This is a genomic window from Fluviicola sp. (assembly GCF_039596395.1).
Lineage (GTDB): Bacteria > Bacteroidota > Bacteroidia > Flavobacteriales_D > Crocinitomicaceae > Fluviicola.
In genome coordinates, this window is sequence record NZ_JBCNJT010000003.1 from 329,773 (window position 1) to 345,194 (window position 15,422).

Here is a 15,422-nt window from a genome sequence, read left to right on the forward strand (position 1 = left end):
TTTCTTTTAACTACATAGGTACATAAGCCACATAGTTTTGAATGGGTTGTTTAAAAAAAACTATGTTCTATTGTGAACTATGTGGTTAACAAAAAAGGCGCCCATTTCTGAACGCCTTGTGCATATAAAGAGTGATTCTTATTTTCTGTCTTTGATAGCAACGTAATCTCTGGATACAGATCCAGTGTAGATTTGTCTTGGGCGACCGATCGGTTCTCCACCTTCAGACATTTCTTTCCATTGTGCAATCCATCCCGGAAGACGTCCTAATGCGAACATTACGGTAAACATTTCAGATGGAATTCCAAGAGCTTTGTAGATGATTCCGGAGTAGAAATCTACGTTCGGGTACAAGCTTCTTGATTTGAAGTATTCGTCTTCCAAAGCTACTTTTTCCAATTTCTTGGCAATTTCCAATAACGGATCGTCGATTTTCAATTTCTCCAATACGTCATCTGCAGCTTTCTTAATGATCGTAGCACGCGGGTCAAAGTTTTTGTAAACGCGGTGACCGAATCCCATCAAACGGAATGGATCGTCCTTGTCTTTTGCTTTCAATACCCATTTGTCAACGTCTCCTCCGTCGTTGTGGATTTTCTCCAGCATTTCGATTACTGCCTGGTTAGCTCCACCGTGAAGCGGCCCCCAAAGAGCAGAAATACCTGCGGAAATGGATGCGTATAAGTTTGCCTGGGATGAACCTACGATACGAACTGTAGATGTAGAACAGTTTTGTTCGTGATCCGCATGAAGGATCAACAATTTGTTCAATGCGTCAACAACAACCGGATCAACTTTGTAATCTTCCGTTGGCATTGCAAACATCATGTACAGGAAGTTCTTTACGTAATCGTATTCGTTCTTAGGGTACATGAACGGGTGACGCATGGAGTTTTTGTATGACCATGCAGCCAGTGTAGGCAATTTCGCTAACAAACGTAAAATTGTTCTGTTCTTTTTCTCAGCACTTCTGTTCGGGTCCAAAGACTCCGGGTAGAAGGTAGAAAGTGAACAAACCATTGCAGATAATACTCCCATTGGGTGTGCCTGAGCAGGATATGCTTCAAAGAATTGCTTCATATCTTCGTGCACCAATGTGTGTTTAGTGATGCTTGAGATAAACTCATCCAATTGCGCCTGAGTCGGCAAATCACCATAGATCAACAAATAAGCAACTTCAATAAAGCTTGCCTTCTCTGCCAATTGCTCGATCGGGTATCCACGGTAATGAAGAATTCCTTCTTCACCATCTAAAAAAGTGATGGCACTGGTTGTAGCACCTGTATTTTTGTAACCTACATCTAAAGTTACATAACCCGTTTCCTGACGAAGTTTTGAAATATCAATCGCCAATTCATTTTCAGTACCTTGTACAACCGGGAATTCATATACTTTCCCGTCTAATTCGATTTTCGCAATTTTGCTCATGATGAGATGATCTATAAGAGTGTTATCTAACAATTTTATTAGCCGCACTAAATTAGTAAAGAAATAAATACAATAAACTGCAAACGATAAACTTTTTTTGCCAAAAAAGGTTAGCTAAAAAGGCCTCCGGAAATGAATCCGGAGGCCTTTGTCAATGCTATTAAATTGAACGGGTTGATCTACAGGTTTTTCTCCGTATAATCCAACATCATTGTAAACAGGTGGTTTCTTGTATTCCCACCATAAATACCATGGTTTTTATTCGGATAAATAAACAGGTCAAATTGCTTGTTCGCTTTTACCAGTGCGGTAATGAATTCCATCGTGTTCTGGTAATGCACATTGTCATCAGCTGAACCGTGGATCAATAAGAATTTCCCTTTTAACTTGTCGGCATGATTGACAGGGGAATTGTCGTCATAACCGCTGGCATTTTCCTGCGGAGTACGCATGAAACGCTCGGTATAGATATTGTCGTAATTTCTCCAGTTGGTAACCGGTGCCACTGCGATTCCCATTTTGAAAACGTCAGCACCTTTTGTCATAGCCAGTGAAGTCATGAAACCACCGTAACTCCAGCCCATGATCCCGATTCTGTTCGGATCAACGTAGGATTCTTTCTGAAGGTTTTTGGCTACCGCGATCAAATCTTCGGTTTCCAGTTTACCCAGTTGCAGGTACGTCGATTTTTTGAATTTAGCACCACGGAATTGTGTACCGCGGGTATCCACACAGAAAACAATGTATCCTTTACGGGTCAGTAACTGGTGGTACAGGTAGTTTGGCCCGTCGTAATCATTAGTCACCATGTTGCTTCCCGGCCCGCAGTAAACGTTGAAGTAAACCGGGTATTTTTTGTTCGGGTCGAAGTTTGCAGGTTTCATCATCCATGCGTTCAATTTTCCGGCAGCGCCGTCCACTTGCATGAATTCTTTCTGACTGAAGCTCATACCATCGAATTTCTTTTGAAGTTCCGTATTTGCTTCCAATACCTGCAATTCTTTCCCCGTGCGGTCACAAAGGGAAGTGGTTGGTACGGTGTTGGCACTTGAACTGGTGCGGATAAAGTAATTGAATCCCGGAGCGAATTCCGCATCGTGGTATCCGGAAGCTTTTGAAAGCATTTTCTTGTCTGTTCCTTTCCAGTTGATGGAATACAACGTTTTATTGATCGCTCCGTTTTCGGAAGATGAATAAAATACGGTGCCTTTCTTTTCGTCGATTCCGTAAAGGTCGATCACATCCCAGTTCCCGGACGTTACCTGGCTCAGTTTTCCGGCAAAGGTCAGGTGATAGATGTGATTGTATCCGTCTTTTTCAGAAGTACGCAACATGGAATTTCCGTCTTTTAACAGGATGACATTGTCAGCATCCAGATACGTATCCGATGATTCTTCGTAGAAAATACGGTCTGCCGGATTATCCGGGTTTGTAACCAAATGGTATTTCACCTGGCTTTGGTGACGGTTCAGGGTAGAAACGAACACTTCATTCTTGATCGGTGACCATTGGAAGCGCGGCAGGTATTCATAAGTTCCCAGGTTTACTGCTTTTACAACAGCTGTTTCGCTATTGGCAATGTGGAAAGTTACTTTTGAATTGTCTTCTCCTGCTTTCGGATATTTAAAGGTGTATTCATCCGGGTATAAATGTCCGTACATCGCCATCTGGAACTGCTTCACGTTTGTTTCGTCAAAACGCATAAAGGCCAGGTATTTGGAATCAGGTGACCATTCAAAACCTTGCGTGATCGCAAATTCTTCTTCGTAAACCCAATCGGTAGTACCGTTGATAATGCTGTTTTGTTTTCCGTCGGATGTGATTTGCTTATTGGTATGGTTTACCAAATCGTATACGAATAAGTTATTTCCCGCAACGTATCCCAGTTTGGTTTCATCGGGAGAGAAAGTTCCCAATGTTTGCGGAGCTTCTGCGTTACTTACTTTGTGAGTTTCCTTGCTTTGAATATTATAGACATAGTAAGTCGTTGAATAACTGTGGCGGTAGATCGGTGTTGTATTTGCCTGTACCAATAACCATTTTCCGCTTTTGCTCAATTTTACATCGTCAAATTCCAGTGCTTTTCCGTTGAATTGGATGGCAGACAGGTTTACCAGAACAGTTCCGGCTCCCTGGTAGTCCTTGAACTGGTACTTTTTTAAAAAATACTGACCGCCTTCTTCAACGATTTTGGTAAATGACTGACCATCGCTTAAAGCTGTAAAGCCTTCCACGCGATTCGGATAGAACTCTCCAGACTTCCAAATGCTTTCAACGGTCAGGTTTTGAGCATATCCGAATGAGAGGATGCAGATAAAAGAAATGAATAATTTAATTTTCATATAAATCGTGTTTCGGCAAAAGTAATTAAAAAGGTTTCCGACGGGAGTGAATTATTGATGAGTGGTGTAAAATAGTTAACAGCTTGTTTAATATAGGGTTGATTGATTGAATTCTCAGTGTATAACCTTAGTTGATTGTTAACAATTATGTAATGTAGGAATAGATTATTTGCCGTAACTTTGCGTCGTAAATTTCTGAATGTTCTCCTTGACGCTGTAATTTTATGCAGACTGAAACCATTTAGAAATACAATATTTGGTATAATGAAATAGAAATGAAACGCATCCATAATAGCAAGGACTTCACCCGAAGTTATATGCGCTATTTTTCAGCAAATAAGCTGAATGGATTTGTTATACCGTTACTCTGTAATTTATCTGTAAATTTAATAATCAATTAGTTATGAAAAAAGCATTACTTTTTTTAGGTGTTTTATCTTCTGCTGTTGCTCAAGCTCAGAATTGTCAGGAAATTTTTATTTCTGAATACGTAGAAGGATCAGGAAATGATAAGGCAATCGAGTTGTACAACCCGACTGCAAACGCAATCAGCTTGTCAGGGTATCGCATTGAGCGTTTCTCTAACGGGGATGCAACTTCAAATGCTGGTGGGGTAACAAACCTTACAGGAACTATCCAGCCGTTTTCAACTTTTGTTATTGTGAATGGCCAGACAACAACTCAACCGAATTCACCTGCTGCTTCACCTGCTTTACAGGCAATGGCAGATCAGTTGGATCATGCATACCCGGCTCCGACTTACATGAACGGAAATGATGCAATCGCATTGTTCAAGAATACGGTAATGATCGATTTGATGGGTAAGATCGGTGATGCTGCTATGATCAGCGCATACGGTTGGGGAGATCAGCCTCCATACGACGGATCTGTTGGTCGTATCTGGACTGAAAACCACACATTGATCCGTAAAGCATCTGTTAAAGCAGGAGTTACAGTAAACCCGGATCCGTTTATCGTGAACCAGCAATGGGATTCATTACCGAAAGATACATGGACAAACTTAGGACAGCACTCTTGTGATTGTTTCTTAAGTGTTGGTGAAAATACATTGAATTCAGTTTCTGTTTTCCCGAATCCATCTGCAAACGGAGTTTTGTATGTAAACACAAACAACACAATCGCTACAATTGAGGTGATTGACTTGCTTGGAAAAGTAGTTGTTTCAGAGGTTAAAAACGACCAAAGTACAGCTGCAGTTGTGATTACTGACAAATTGAGAAAAGGAGCGTACTTGTTGAGAATCAATTTCGCTGATAAGTCTTCTTCTCAACAAAGCATTATAATTGAGTAATTGATTCATTTTCAAATCTTATAATGTCCTTTAACTGATTTTATGAAAAATCTGCTAGTCTTCTTTTGCCTGCTCATTGGGTTGTCTGCTTTCTCCCAGGAGAAGGTTGCACTGACCGGTGTAGTGATGGATCCTGAAACCAATGAGCCGGTAATCGGTGCGGTGGTAGCATGTGATTCAACATCTAAAGCAATTACTGATATTGATGGAAAATACACTTTCCAGGTTGATAAAAATACGAAGCACACGATCACCATGGAATACTACGGCTTTGAAAATTACAAAGCGGAAGTAGCAGTTGGCAATACAGATTACGTTCATGACTTTACACTGAAAGTAAGTGGAAATATCATTGATGAGGTAGAGATCGTTCGCGATGTTGCAAAACTGAGAGAAACGCCGATTGCCTTTTCGAATATTTCAGCAAAACAAATTGCGGAAGAATTGGGTACGCGCGACTTACCGATGATCCTTAACTCAACACCAGGTGTTTATGCAACCGAGCAGGGTGGAGGAACCGGGGATTCCCGTATTTCAATCCGTGGATTTGATCAGCGAAATGTAGCTGTTCTGGTTGATGGTGTTCCGGTAAATGACATGGAAAACGGTCAGGTTTACTGGAGTAACTGGGACGGTTTGGGTGATATTACAAGAACTGTTCAGGTACAAAGAGGATTGGGAGCTTCCAAACTGGCAATTACTTCTGTGGGTGGTACAATGAATATCATGACCAAAGGAATTGACCAAAAGTTTGGCGTTCACGTGAAGGGTGAAGTAAACAGTTATGGATTATATAAAGCGTCTTTCGGTTTAAATACCGGAATGATGAAAGGAAACTGGGGAATTTCAGTTGCCGGTTCCAGAAAATGGGGTTCCAGCTATGCAGATGCTACATTTGATGATGCATGGTCTTATTTCTTCAAAGTTCAAAAGAAGTTTGGAAAACACCACATCATGAGTTTGGGAGTAAACGGTGCACCACAGTCGCACGGTCAGAGAACTACCAAATTACCGATTTCAGTCGTAGACGAGAAATTGGCTAAAAAGACGGGAGTTGATTACCAGCGTCAAATTGATTCGGTTGCAGGTACAAGTAACTTGTATTACACCACTTCAGAGATCGGAGCACGCGGGAATAAGTATAATCCGAATTACGGATTTATTAATGGAGAAGTTTACAATGAAAAAGTAAACTACTTCCACAAACCGCAGTTCAACTTATCTCACTCCTGGAACCCGAACGAAAAATTCAACTGGACAACGATTGCTTACCTGTCAATTGGTAAAGGAGGAGGTACTTCTTTCAGAAATACACCGGCAAGGGATACAACTACCGGATTGTATAACTTACAAAAGATTTACGATCAGAACTCCAGCAGCTATTCCAGTTTGTACAGTACAACGGAGCATTCTTCTTCCAATTACCTGAGATCTGCCAATAACGACCACAAATGGGTCGGTTTGATTTCCTCGATCTCTTATAAGATCAATAAAAATATCTCAACGCTTTTCGGTATCGATGCACGTTATTACAGAGGAAGCCACTATCAAACGATTTATGACCTGGTAGGTGGTGATTATGCAATCGACAATTCGGACAAGAACCAACCAAAAGGAATAGCAAACCTAAGCTATGCGATGAAACGTAAAGGAGACAAGGTTTCCTATTACAACGATGCGATCGTGATGTGGGGAGGAGCTTTTGCGCAGGTTGAGTACAAAAAAGACAAGTGGTCTACTTTCCTGACCGGTTCACTTTCTGAAACAGGAAACCAGCGAATCGATTACTTCAAGAAAAAAGACCTTGTGTTATCGGATACCTTGATGAGACAAGCAGTAGGTTACGGAGATACGGTAGAATACAAGGGTCAGAAGTACACCAACCAGTCACCGGAAGCCAGAACTGCTACAACAGACAGAAAATGGTTTTTGGGAGGAACGGTTAAAGGAGGTGTGAATTATAACATCAACCTGCACCACAATGTGTTCCTGAATGTTGGATACTTAAGTATTGCTCCGAAAATGAATACCGTTTTCGATAACAATAACCTGCCGTTTTTAGAAACGAAAAACCAAAAAGTATATTCCGTAGAATTAGGATATGGTTACAGAACCAAGAAATTTGCGGCGAACCTGAACCTGTATTATACTTTGTGGAAAAACAAACCGCCGCAGTATACTCCTACGGTAGTTACTCCAGACGGGACATTCTCCTACAACATCAACGGTTTGGATGCATTGCACAAAGGAGTTGAAGTCGACTTCAATTACAACATCACTAAGAACCTGAATGTGGAAGGTGTTGTAACAGTTGCAGACTGGAAGACTATTTCCGGATCCAAAGTATATATCGTGGATAATAACGGGGTGATGGTTGACTCCGTTGACTTTAGTGCGAAAAACGTTCACGTAGGTGATGCCGCACAGCTTCAGATCGGAGGTTCCGTAAGATATGAGATCATTAAAGACCTTTATGTGAAAGTAAGGTACACTTACTTCGGCAGAAACTTCGCGAATTTCGATCCTTTGGCACTTGTTGGGCCAAATAAGGACAGGGAATCCTGGCAGATGCCAAGCTACGGATTATTAGATTTTAATGTGGGATATACATTCAGAGTTTCTAAAATGTATTTCACATTGAACGGTGGTATCATGAACGTTTTGGATAACGTTTACATCACTGATTCACAAAACGGGTTAAACTTCGATGCCAGTTCCGCATTGGTTTTTGTGGGGATGGGAAGAAGATTTAACCTTGGTTTAAAAATAGGAATATGAAACAAATAACAGGGATGAGAAAATCAATTTTAACGGTGCTGTTGGCTGCATTTGCGGCGGGCACTTCATTAGCACAAGCAGTGCTTCCTACAAGTTGGAGTTTTACAACTACAACACTTCCAACTGGGTGGACAGAGTCCGGAACTGCATTTTACACGGCTTCAGGTAATACACCTCCGGCTATGAAATTTGACAACACCGGTGATTACCTGATCATCAATTTTGCAAGTGCTCCGGGTGCATTGACTTACTACCTGGCAGGAAACTCTTTCTCAGGTGGAACATTTACCGTTCAGGAATCTGCTGATGGTGTTGCTTACACCACGTTGCATGCACATACAGCACCTCCGGCAGGTGTATACCAGCAATATACGGATAACCCGAACACGTTGACACGTTTTATCAAGTTCATTTACACCAATAAAGTGAGTGGAAATATCGGGTTGGATGACGTGAATATTGCAGTTGGTGCTGCAACTCCGGCTCAGGAAATCAATGTGAAATACGGAACTACAACAATCGTTTCAGGAGGTACACAAGCTGTAAATTCCCCGGTTGCTACCATGACTCCGGTTACTTTTACAGTTGAGAACCTGGGAACATCCAATACTTTGAACCTTTCAAGTGCAGTTATTTCAGGAGCAAATGCTGCTGATTTTACAGTTGCTTCTCCTGCTTTCCCTGCAACAGTTGCTGCAGGAGCTACTCAGGCTTTGACAGTAAACTTTACTCCGGCTGCAGCAGGTAACAGAAACGCTGTTTTGACAATCAACAGCGATGATGCTGATGAGGCTGCTTATGTTATTAACTTGTATGGTATCGGTGGTAACTTTGCGACAGAACCGGCTGCTCAGGCAACTAACCTGGTTTTCTCCAACGTGAAATCATACCGCTTGACAGGTACATTTACTCCTGCAACAGCAGAAGGGTATTTGGTACTTCGTAAAAAAGGATCTGCCATTACAGGAGTTCCTGCCGACGGAATGGTTTACCAGCGTGGTGACATGGTTGGAGACGGTCAGGTTGTTTTCTCCGGAAACAGCACGTCTTTCACACCGAATAACATCGTAGCAAGCACAGGATACTACTTCGCGGTATACGCTTACAATGGTCCTGGAACTTACAGAAATTACAACACAACTGCTCCATTGACAGGGAATGTTACTTCTTCAGGATCTATGATGCCTGCAGGTTATTATTCTGCGATTTCTACAAGCAGCCCGACATTCGTTGCGGATCTTCACAACCTGACAAATCCGCACGATATGCAATTCTATAGCAACTACGGACCATTGATGGTTGCTAAATTTGCTGCAAGAGATACTACTTTGAACCGTCGTGTAGTGACTTGTGTTTACAGTGGTGAAAACATCATCTATACAGAACCGTTTGACTTTACAGCAACTGGAACAAGCCGCGAGCACACATACTGCCACAGCTGGATGCCTACATATGATGCAAGTGCTCTTCCTGAATACAATGACTACCATCATTTGTTCCCTACAAACCAAAATGATGCAAATGCTTTGAGAAGCAACTACCCGTTAGGAAAAGTGGTAACTCCGACAACGACTTATTTGGGATGTAAATTCGGATTTGATGCAAATGGTCACAAAGTTTTCGAACCAAGAGATGAGCACAAAGGTGACGCTGCACGCGCAATGATGTACGAAGCGATTTGTTACACAACTGTTTCAGGAAACAACTGGGGATTCCCGAATCCTATCAGCAGTTCCATTGCATACGGACAAGACCAGGCTATTTTGAAACAATGGAACTTACAGGATATGCCGGATGCATGGGAAATTTCCAGAAACGATTACATCGATTCTCTACAGGAAAACCGTAACCCATTCGTTGATAACCCGAACTTTGCTTGTTTTGTGAACTTTACAAACATGAGCTACGAGACTTTAGGATGTACTGCAGCAGTTGAAGAAGCATTGTTGAACGGATTTATCCTGTACCCGAACCCGGTTACAAATAAATTGCTGATGAATGTAGACGCTACAACTATTACAGCTTACGAGATTGTTTCTATGGATGGTAAAGTGGTGAAATCAGCTAACAATATCAATGAAGTTTTAATTGAGTTAAACATTCAGGATTTGAAAACAGGTTCGTATCTTGTGAAAGTAAGTACTCCATACGGATCAACTCAAAAAACGATCGTTAAAAACTAATATGAAGAAACAAGTTTTTCTTTTTTTTCTAATAGGAGCAGGTCTTACGGCCTGCTCTTATCATTTACAGGTGAAAGGATCGAAACAGGATGTGAACGATTCAAGCAAATCATCTGTGGAAATGGATTCACTGATAGCGCCCTACAGAAGGGAAATGCTGAAGGAATTCGGTTTGGTGCTCGGTGAAACCACCACAGACCTGGTGGTCGGAAGACCGAATTCTACGCTCGGGTTCTGGCTGTGCGACGAATTGATCAAACATGCTAAGGACAGTGTGATCTTTAAAAATGAGCCTGTAGTAGCCTTTATCAATATCGGAGGCTTGAGAGCCGATTTGCCGAAAGGACCGATTACGGTCGGAGATATTTATAAAGTCATGCCCTTTGATAACCGCATGGTCTTTCTGAAACTTTCGCTGGATAAAATTCCGGAAATGGAAGCTTATTTAAAAGAAAAAGGCGGAGAACCGATCGGTGGATTTAAACTGGAAAAGGGGAAACTGGTATTCCCGGATAATCTTGCCAAAGAGAAAAATTATTTCTGGGTGGTTACTTCCGACTTTTTGGCAAACGGGGGCGATAATATGTTCTTCTTTAACAATCCCTTGCAGCGATTTGACACCAATATTCTCTTCAGGGATCTCATTATTGATGCTGTTAAAAAAGAGCAAAAAATTGCTTTTTATCCCGAAGAAAGAATAAATTGGTAAGATGGAAAGAAGATTATTTTTACAACAGACAGGAGTGGTCGCCGGTGCTTCTATGGTGGTGCCTTCATTGATCAGCGCTAAGAAAAAGCCAAACAAATTAGTGATCCTCCATACCAACGATACACATTCCAATATTGACCCTTTCCCGGTAAATCACCCCAAATTCCCGAATATGGGAGGCGTTTCCAGAAGAGCCACTATGATCCAATCTGTTCGTGAGCAGGAAGAACACGTATTATTGCTCGATGCCGGAGATATTTTCCAGGGAACTCCTTACTTCAATAAGTTTAAAGGAGTACTTGAAATGAAAACCATGGCAGCTATGAATTACGATATCGTAACACTTGGTAATCATGATTTTGATATCGGGATGGAGGCTTATAAAAGAGCTTTGTCGCATGCTTCTTTCCAGGTAGTGAATGCGAATTATGAATTGAGCTCAACTCCGCTTGCAGAAGTAGTAAAACCTTATACCATCGTTAAAAAAGCAGGATTTAAGATCGGAGTTTTTGGATTGGGAGTAAATCTTCAGGGATTGGTTCCTGTTGAGAATTGGAAAGGATTGACTTACCAGGACCCGATTGCCGCAGCGCAGGCGCAGGCGGATGCTTTGCGCAAAGAAGGGTGTGATGTGGTGATTTGTTTGTCGCATTTAGGCTATGAATACAACACCAACCAGGTTTCCGATAAGGTTTTGGCGGCATCAACTCACGGAATTCACGTTATCATCGGCGGGCATACGCATACTTTCCTCGACGATATGCAGGAATTCAAAAACAAAGAAGGAAAAGCAGTTTTTGTGAACCAGGTTGGTTACGGAGGTCTGAAATTAGGCCGTATCGATATCGAATTGTGCCCCGACTCCGGCAAATTCACGATTGCATCGATTAATCATCTGCTGGATGAGACTATCGTATAAATTTTAAAAGGTAGGCACGCGATTAATCGCGTGCCTACCTTTTTATATCATTGCTTCCAACTGATCTTTGGATAATTTCAGGATGGCAATCCGGTCGAAACTTCCCATAATTTTGGCCTGGACCAGGATATTCAATTCGCCTGTTTCAGTTTGTATAAAATCACAGGCTGTAAGCGGAATGTTCTTCCCCAGGTATTTTTTCCCGGCAAGCGTTCCTCCCGATTTGTCATAAATACTCAACAGCAACTGGTTGCTCCGGGTTGAAGACAGGAATGCTTTGTAAGTAGTTCCACCAACCGAAAGCTCTTTGATCAATACCGGTTTTTGCGCATCCAGTTCGGAGTGTCCCTGCGCGGAAATGGATTCTGTGATATCGATCGCAGCAGGATTCAAAGCAGCATTTGCATTGTAATACAGGTTGTCATAAGAAAAACGCGCCAGTGAAAACTGGTTTCCTCCCGAAGGTGAAATAGCAGCCAATCCTCCGTTAAATCCGGCACCGTTGTAAACGCCTGCAAAATTCAGGTTCTGATCCAGGAAGATCAGTGAAAAACTGTAGTTATAGAAACCGTTCATGACGATGTAATTATTCTCAGGCGTTGAACTGATAAAGAACGGCATGCGTTTTCCGTTGAAAGTAATGTGCTCCACAATGCGATCCTCCACATCCGTGAAAATATCCAGGTCTGTCGATTGTACAATGGAAGCCAGGTCCGGAGTCAGTTTGTGAATGCCTGTTTGCATGCTCAGTCGGTTGTAATTCTGGATGTACACGTTTTGCCCGGAACTGTAAGCGTAAGTAGGGTACAGGACATTCGCAAAGGAAGTTACCTCGGTAGTTGAATGATTGCTTTCATCAATTTTCAGCACATACGTAAACAATCCGACGGCATCCATACAAACCAGATAGTTTTGTCCGTTGCTTTTGATCAGGTTCGGAACGGCATTGACATAGTTTTCAGGCAATTCGTAATTCCAGACAAATTCGCCGGCCTTGTCAACCATCATCAAATGAATGCGCCATCCGTCATAAGCGCTCATGACCAGATATCCGTCATTGTTTGCGGAAGTGGTGATACTCAGCGGATGGAAATGCTTGTTTCCGTTCTGATCGTCGTAGATCTTGATAAAAGGACCTTCTTCGTCGGTGACTTTCTTTTTGCAGCTTGAAAAACCCATTCCCAGTGCCAAAAAGATCATTGAATAAATAGCTAATTTCATACTGTTCGGATTAATGTCTGCTTTTTCTAAGGATTCCTAATGAAATGGAGTTGTCAATCGGGAACATCACCGACAATTGAATATCCAGGTTCATGAATTTCAATTGATCCGGAACATCCAGGTATTGCATACTCAAACCGGTAAAATCGGCATAGCGGTTCTGGTCGTTCACCATGGAGCGGAACCCGTAGCGGAAATTACTTTCCAGGCTGATCGCAAAATAATTGGCAAAATAGGTAAATCCGACACCGGCTGTAAGTCCGAAATTGGCTTTGAGCAGATGCTCCGTAAAATCGGTTTCTCCTGTGCGATCTGCGGTTTCTTTGTCCACATCTTCGTCAATGGTATAATCGTAGAAAATGGTTTTTCTTGCCTGGTGGTTGAAGTTGGTGAAGATTCCACCCTGGATGTAAGGCGAAAATTGGGAAACGGTAAAATCCCAGCGGACCAGTAAGGGCAGATTTACCGAAGATACCTTTTGCTGATGCATCATTTCCATCGCAAAATCAGCTTCGTTTACCGTATCCGACCAGGAATAAGCTGTGCGGTAGTTGAAACTGCTTATTTGATAGGCAGGCTGGAAAACGATTGACAGGTTCTTTTTGAAAGAATAGGAAAAGTAAAGCCCGAATTGAGAACCTTTGTTTTTAAACAATCCCTGGTAATCTTTTTCCGAATTGGTATTCTCACTCGACGATTGCGGCGTGGTCGTAAGCAGGTTGTAATCCTTTACGACGTGAGTTGCGCTGAAATTCATTCCGCCGGTAATCCCAAGGTAAATCCTGTTTTTGCGGTGAACCGTGTATTTTGTTTGTGCTATTCCCTGGAAAGCCAGGAAGAACAGCAGTGAAAGAATGGTAATTCTGTTTAACATCATTATTTGGAAAGGATTACTTTTTCAGTGAGGACTACGCTGTCGTTTGCGACTAAAGTGACAAAATAAGTTCCGTCAGCATAGCGGGATAAATTGAAATCGAGTACGTGTTCTCCCGGAACAGTAGGTGCATTGGTAATATTCCCGATCGTACGCCCGGAAATGTCCTTGATTTCAATATGTACCTTGGTTTCTTTTTTCAGCACATACGAAATACTGATGCTGGAATTCGCCGGGTTCGGATAGCATTTGAGCCACAGATTTTCTTTGAAGAGCTCGGTTACGCTTAGTTCCTTACAGCGGACATAATCCACGCGGTTAGCTACGAAATTCTCGAATTTGATGTGCTCAATGGCCGCATCCGGTGCACCGAACCAGTCTTTGACCACCGAGGTGAACACTTGCCGGTAATCGTGCTGTAAAGGAACATTACCGTTTTGCAGGTTCGATAAGTCGGGATTGTCTCCGTAAACTCCCGGATTTAAGCATGTTCCGTATATCAGCATAGGAGCGGCATTTCCGTGGTCCGTTCCGTAACTGGCATTGGAAGCCACGCGGCGCCCGAATTCGGAGAAAGTCATGGTCAATACCCTGTCTGCCAATCCGAGGTTGGTCAAATCGTCGTAAAATGCTTTTACAGCCGAAGAAATGTGATACATCAAAGCGGCATGTGATCCCATGGTTGTGTTGTTGTTGACAACCTGGTTGGCATGCGTGTCAAATCCTCCGATCCGGCACAGGAAGATCTTTGTGCCGATTCCTCCGCTGATCAAACGGGAAACGATCTTCAATTGCGGTGCCAGCGGATTGTTCAATGAACCGCTTGGTGCAATATACGGGTACAAATCCGGGTAAACCGTTCCGGAATTTGTTCCGGCATCGTAAACGTCACGTAGGCGCTCTGCGTAGTTATTGGATTGTCTTTCGATCTGCATGATGTATTCGATCTCATCACCGGCATGCGTAGGAGGGAAGTTCGTAGGTTCTTCAGCGCCCACACTGTTGATCAGGTTGTAAAATGCATCCGGGTTTTGAATGGAAAGTCCTGCAGGAATGCCCTGGCTTCTGTGGAAGGCCAGAGAAACTCCCGTACCCATTTCCAATGCCAGCGGATCGGGAACAGTTGCATTCGGGTAACCGGTCGGATAATCCGGGTAATAATGTTCGAAATAGCGTCCCATCCAACCCGAATTGAAATAGTCGTCGTAATTTCCACCCATGTACCACACATCCCGGCTGCGGAAATGTGAACCGTTCATATTCTCGTAGGAAACATTCTGAACGATTGCCATATTCCCGGCATCATACATGGCTTTTGAACCGACCATGTCCGGGTGAAGTCCTACCTGTTTATTCGCAGGTAAATTCGGGTCCAATGTAATATAGTGCCGCGTTCCGCTTTGCGGAATTGCAATATTTGGTCTCAGATTGTAGTAATTGCCGTACTGATTGATCGGAATAACCATGTTCAATCCGTCATTTCCACCGTGCATCTGGATCAATACCAGTATTTTATCGTTCAAGCTGGACTTGGCCATGGATTCCAGGATTCCGTCCGGTTGAACCATGTTTAATGCAATACCATTGAATTTTAAGAGCATTCCTGTTCCCAGTAAAGATGAAATGCGTACAAAGTCTCTTCTATCCATAGGGCGT

10 protein-coding genes are annotated in these 15,422 nt (G+C 42.5%); 5 read left to right on the top strand and 5 right to left on the bottom strand.

What is annotated here, in order from left to right:
- Positions 1 to 138: 138 nt before the first annotated feature.
- Together ABDW02_RS16670 and ABDW02_RS16675 are read right to left on the bottom strand one after the other, a co-directional pair.
- Positions 139 to 1,428 carry a citrate synthase gene (locus ABDW02_RS16670; RefSeq protein WP_343636536.1) on the bottom strand — a complete coding sequence of 430 codons (1,290 nt, stop codon included), beginning with the start codon at positions 1,426 to 1,428 and terminating at the stop codon, positions 139 to 141.
- Between the two features lie 179 nt (positions 1,429 to 1,607).
- On the bottom strand, positions 1,608 to 3,770 hold the full coding sequence (locus tag ABDW02_RS16675) for a S9 family peptidase (protein WP_343636538.1): 2,163 nt from the start codon (positions 3,768 to 3,770) through the stop codon (positions 1,608 to 1,610).
- A gap of 403 nt (positions 3,771 to 4,173) precedes the next feature.
- Between ABDW02_RS16675 and ABDW02_RS16680 the strand changes: the two genes are divergently transcribed.
- Genes ABDW02_RS16680 through ABDW02_RS16700 form a run of 5 tightly spaced genes read left to right on the top strand, consistent with a single transcriptional unit; the run spans position 4,174 to position 11,671 of the window.
- Positions 4,174 to 5,082, top strand: a complete 909-nt coding sequence (locus tag ABDW02_RS16680) for a lamin tail domain-containing protein (RefSeq protein ID WP_343636540.1) — start codon at positions 4,174 to 4,176, stop codon at positions 5,080 to 5,082.
- A gap of 42 nt (positions 5,083 to 5,124) precedes the next feature.
- A complete protein-coding gene (locus tag ABDW02_RS16685; protein WP_343636542.1) occupies positions 5,125 to 7,860 on the top strand; it encodes a TonB-dependent receptor plug domain-containing protein in 2,736 nt (911 codons plus the stop codon).
- 14 nt (positions 7,861 to 7,874) lie between these two features.
- On the top strand, positions 7,875 to 10,043 hold the full coding sequence (locus ABDW02_RS16690; protein WP_343636544.1) for an endonuclease: 2,169 nt from the start codon (positions 7,875 to 7,877) through the stop codon (positions 10,041 to 10,043).
- Between the two features lies 1 nt (position 10,044).
- Entirely contained in the window at positions 10,045 to 10,752 is a 708-nt protein-coding gene (locus ABDW02_RS16695) for a 5'-nucleotidase (RefSeq protein ID WP_343636546.1), read from the top strand.
- 1 nt (position 10,753) lies between these two features.
- On the top strand, positions 10,754 to 11,671 hold the full coding sequence (locus ABDW02_RS16700) for a metallophosphatase (protein ID WP_343636548.1): 918 nt from the start codon (positions 10,754 to 10,756) through the stop codon (positions 11,669 to 11,671).
- A gap of 42 nt (positions 11,672 to 11,713) precedes the next feature.
- Here the strand turns inward: ABDW02_RS16700 and ABDW02_RS16705 are convergent, their stop codons facing one another.
- The 3 genes from ABDW02_RS16705 to ABDW02_RS16715 are packed head-to-tail and all read right to left on the bottom strand — an operon-like array spanning position 11,714 to position 15,415.
- Positions 11,714 to 12,892 (bottom strand): hypothetical protein, encoded by a 1,179-nt coding sequence (locus ABDW02_RS16705; RefSeq protein ID WP_343636550.1) that lies wholly within the window; start codon positions 12,890 to 12,892, stop codon positions 11,714 to 11,716.
- A 10-nt stretch (positions 12,893 to 12,902) separates the two neighbouring features.
- A complete protein-coding gene (locus ABDW02_RS16710; RefSeq protein WP_343636552.1) occupies positions 12,903 to 13,769 on the bottom strand; it encodes a hypothetical protein in 867 nt (288 codons plus the stop codon).
- Positions 13,769 to 15,415: a DUF1501 domain-containing protein gene (locus ABDW02_RS16715; RefSeq protein WP_343636554.1), complete on the bottom strand. Its 1,647-nt coding sequence runs from the start codon at positions 15,413 to 15,415 to the stop codon at positions 13,769 to 13,771. Before ABDW02_RS16715 ends, ABDW02_RS16710 begins: the two co-directional genes overlap by 1 nt.
- Positions 15,416 to 15,422 lie beyond the last annotated feature (7 nt).

Coding starts and splice junctions, on each gene's coding strand:
- ABDW02_RS16715 (WP_343636554.1), bottom strand. CDS start 15,415: ATGGATAGAAGAGACTTTGTACGCATTTCATCTTTACTGGGAACAGGA.
- ABDW02_RS16700 (WP_343636548.1), top strand. CDS start 10,754: ATGGAAAGAAGATTATTTTTACAACAGACAGGAGTGGTCGCCGGTGCT.
- ABDW02_RS16695 (WP_343636546.1), top strand. CDS start 10,045: ATGAAGAAACAAGTTTTTCTTTTTTTTCTAATAGGAGCAGGTCTTACG.
- ABDW02_RS16675 (WP_343636538.1), bottom strand. CDS start 3,770: ATGAAAATTAAATTATTCATTTCTTTTATCTGCATCCTCTCATTCGGA.
- ABDW02_RS16670 (WP_343636536.1), bottom strand. CDS start 1,428: ATGAGCAAAATTGCGAAAATCGAATTAGACGGGAAAGTATATGAATTC.
- ABDW02_RS16710 (WP_343636552.1), bottom strand. CDS start 13,769: ATGATGTTAAACAGAATTACCATTCTTTCACTGCTGTTCTTCCTGGCT.
- ABDW02_RS16690 (WP_343636544.1), top strand. CDS start 7,875: ATGAGAAAATCAATTTTAACGGTGCTGTTGGCTGCATTTGCGGCGGGC.
- ABDW02_RS16705 (WP_343636550.1), bottom strand. CDS start 12,892: ATGAAATTAGCTATTTATTCAATGATCTTTTTGGCACTGGGAATGGGT.
- ABDW02_RS16680 (WP_343636540.1), top strand. CDS start 4,174: ATGAAAAAAGCATTACTTTTTTTAGGTGTTTTATCTTCTGCTGTTGCT.
- ABDW02_RS16685 (WP_343636542.1), top strand. CDS start 5,125: ATGAAAAATCTGCTAGTCTTCTTTTGCCTGCTCATTGGGTTGTCTGCT.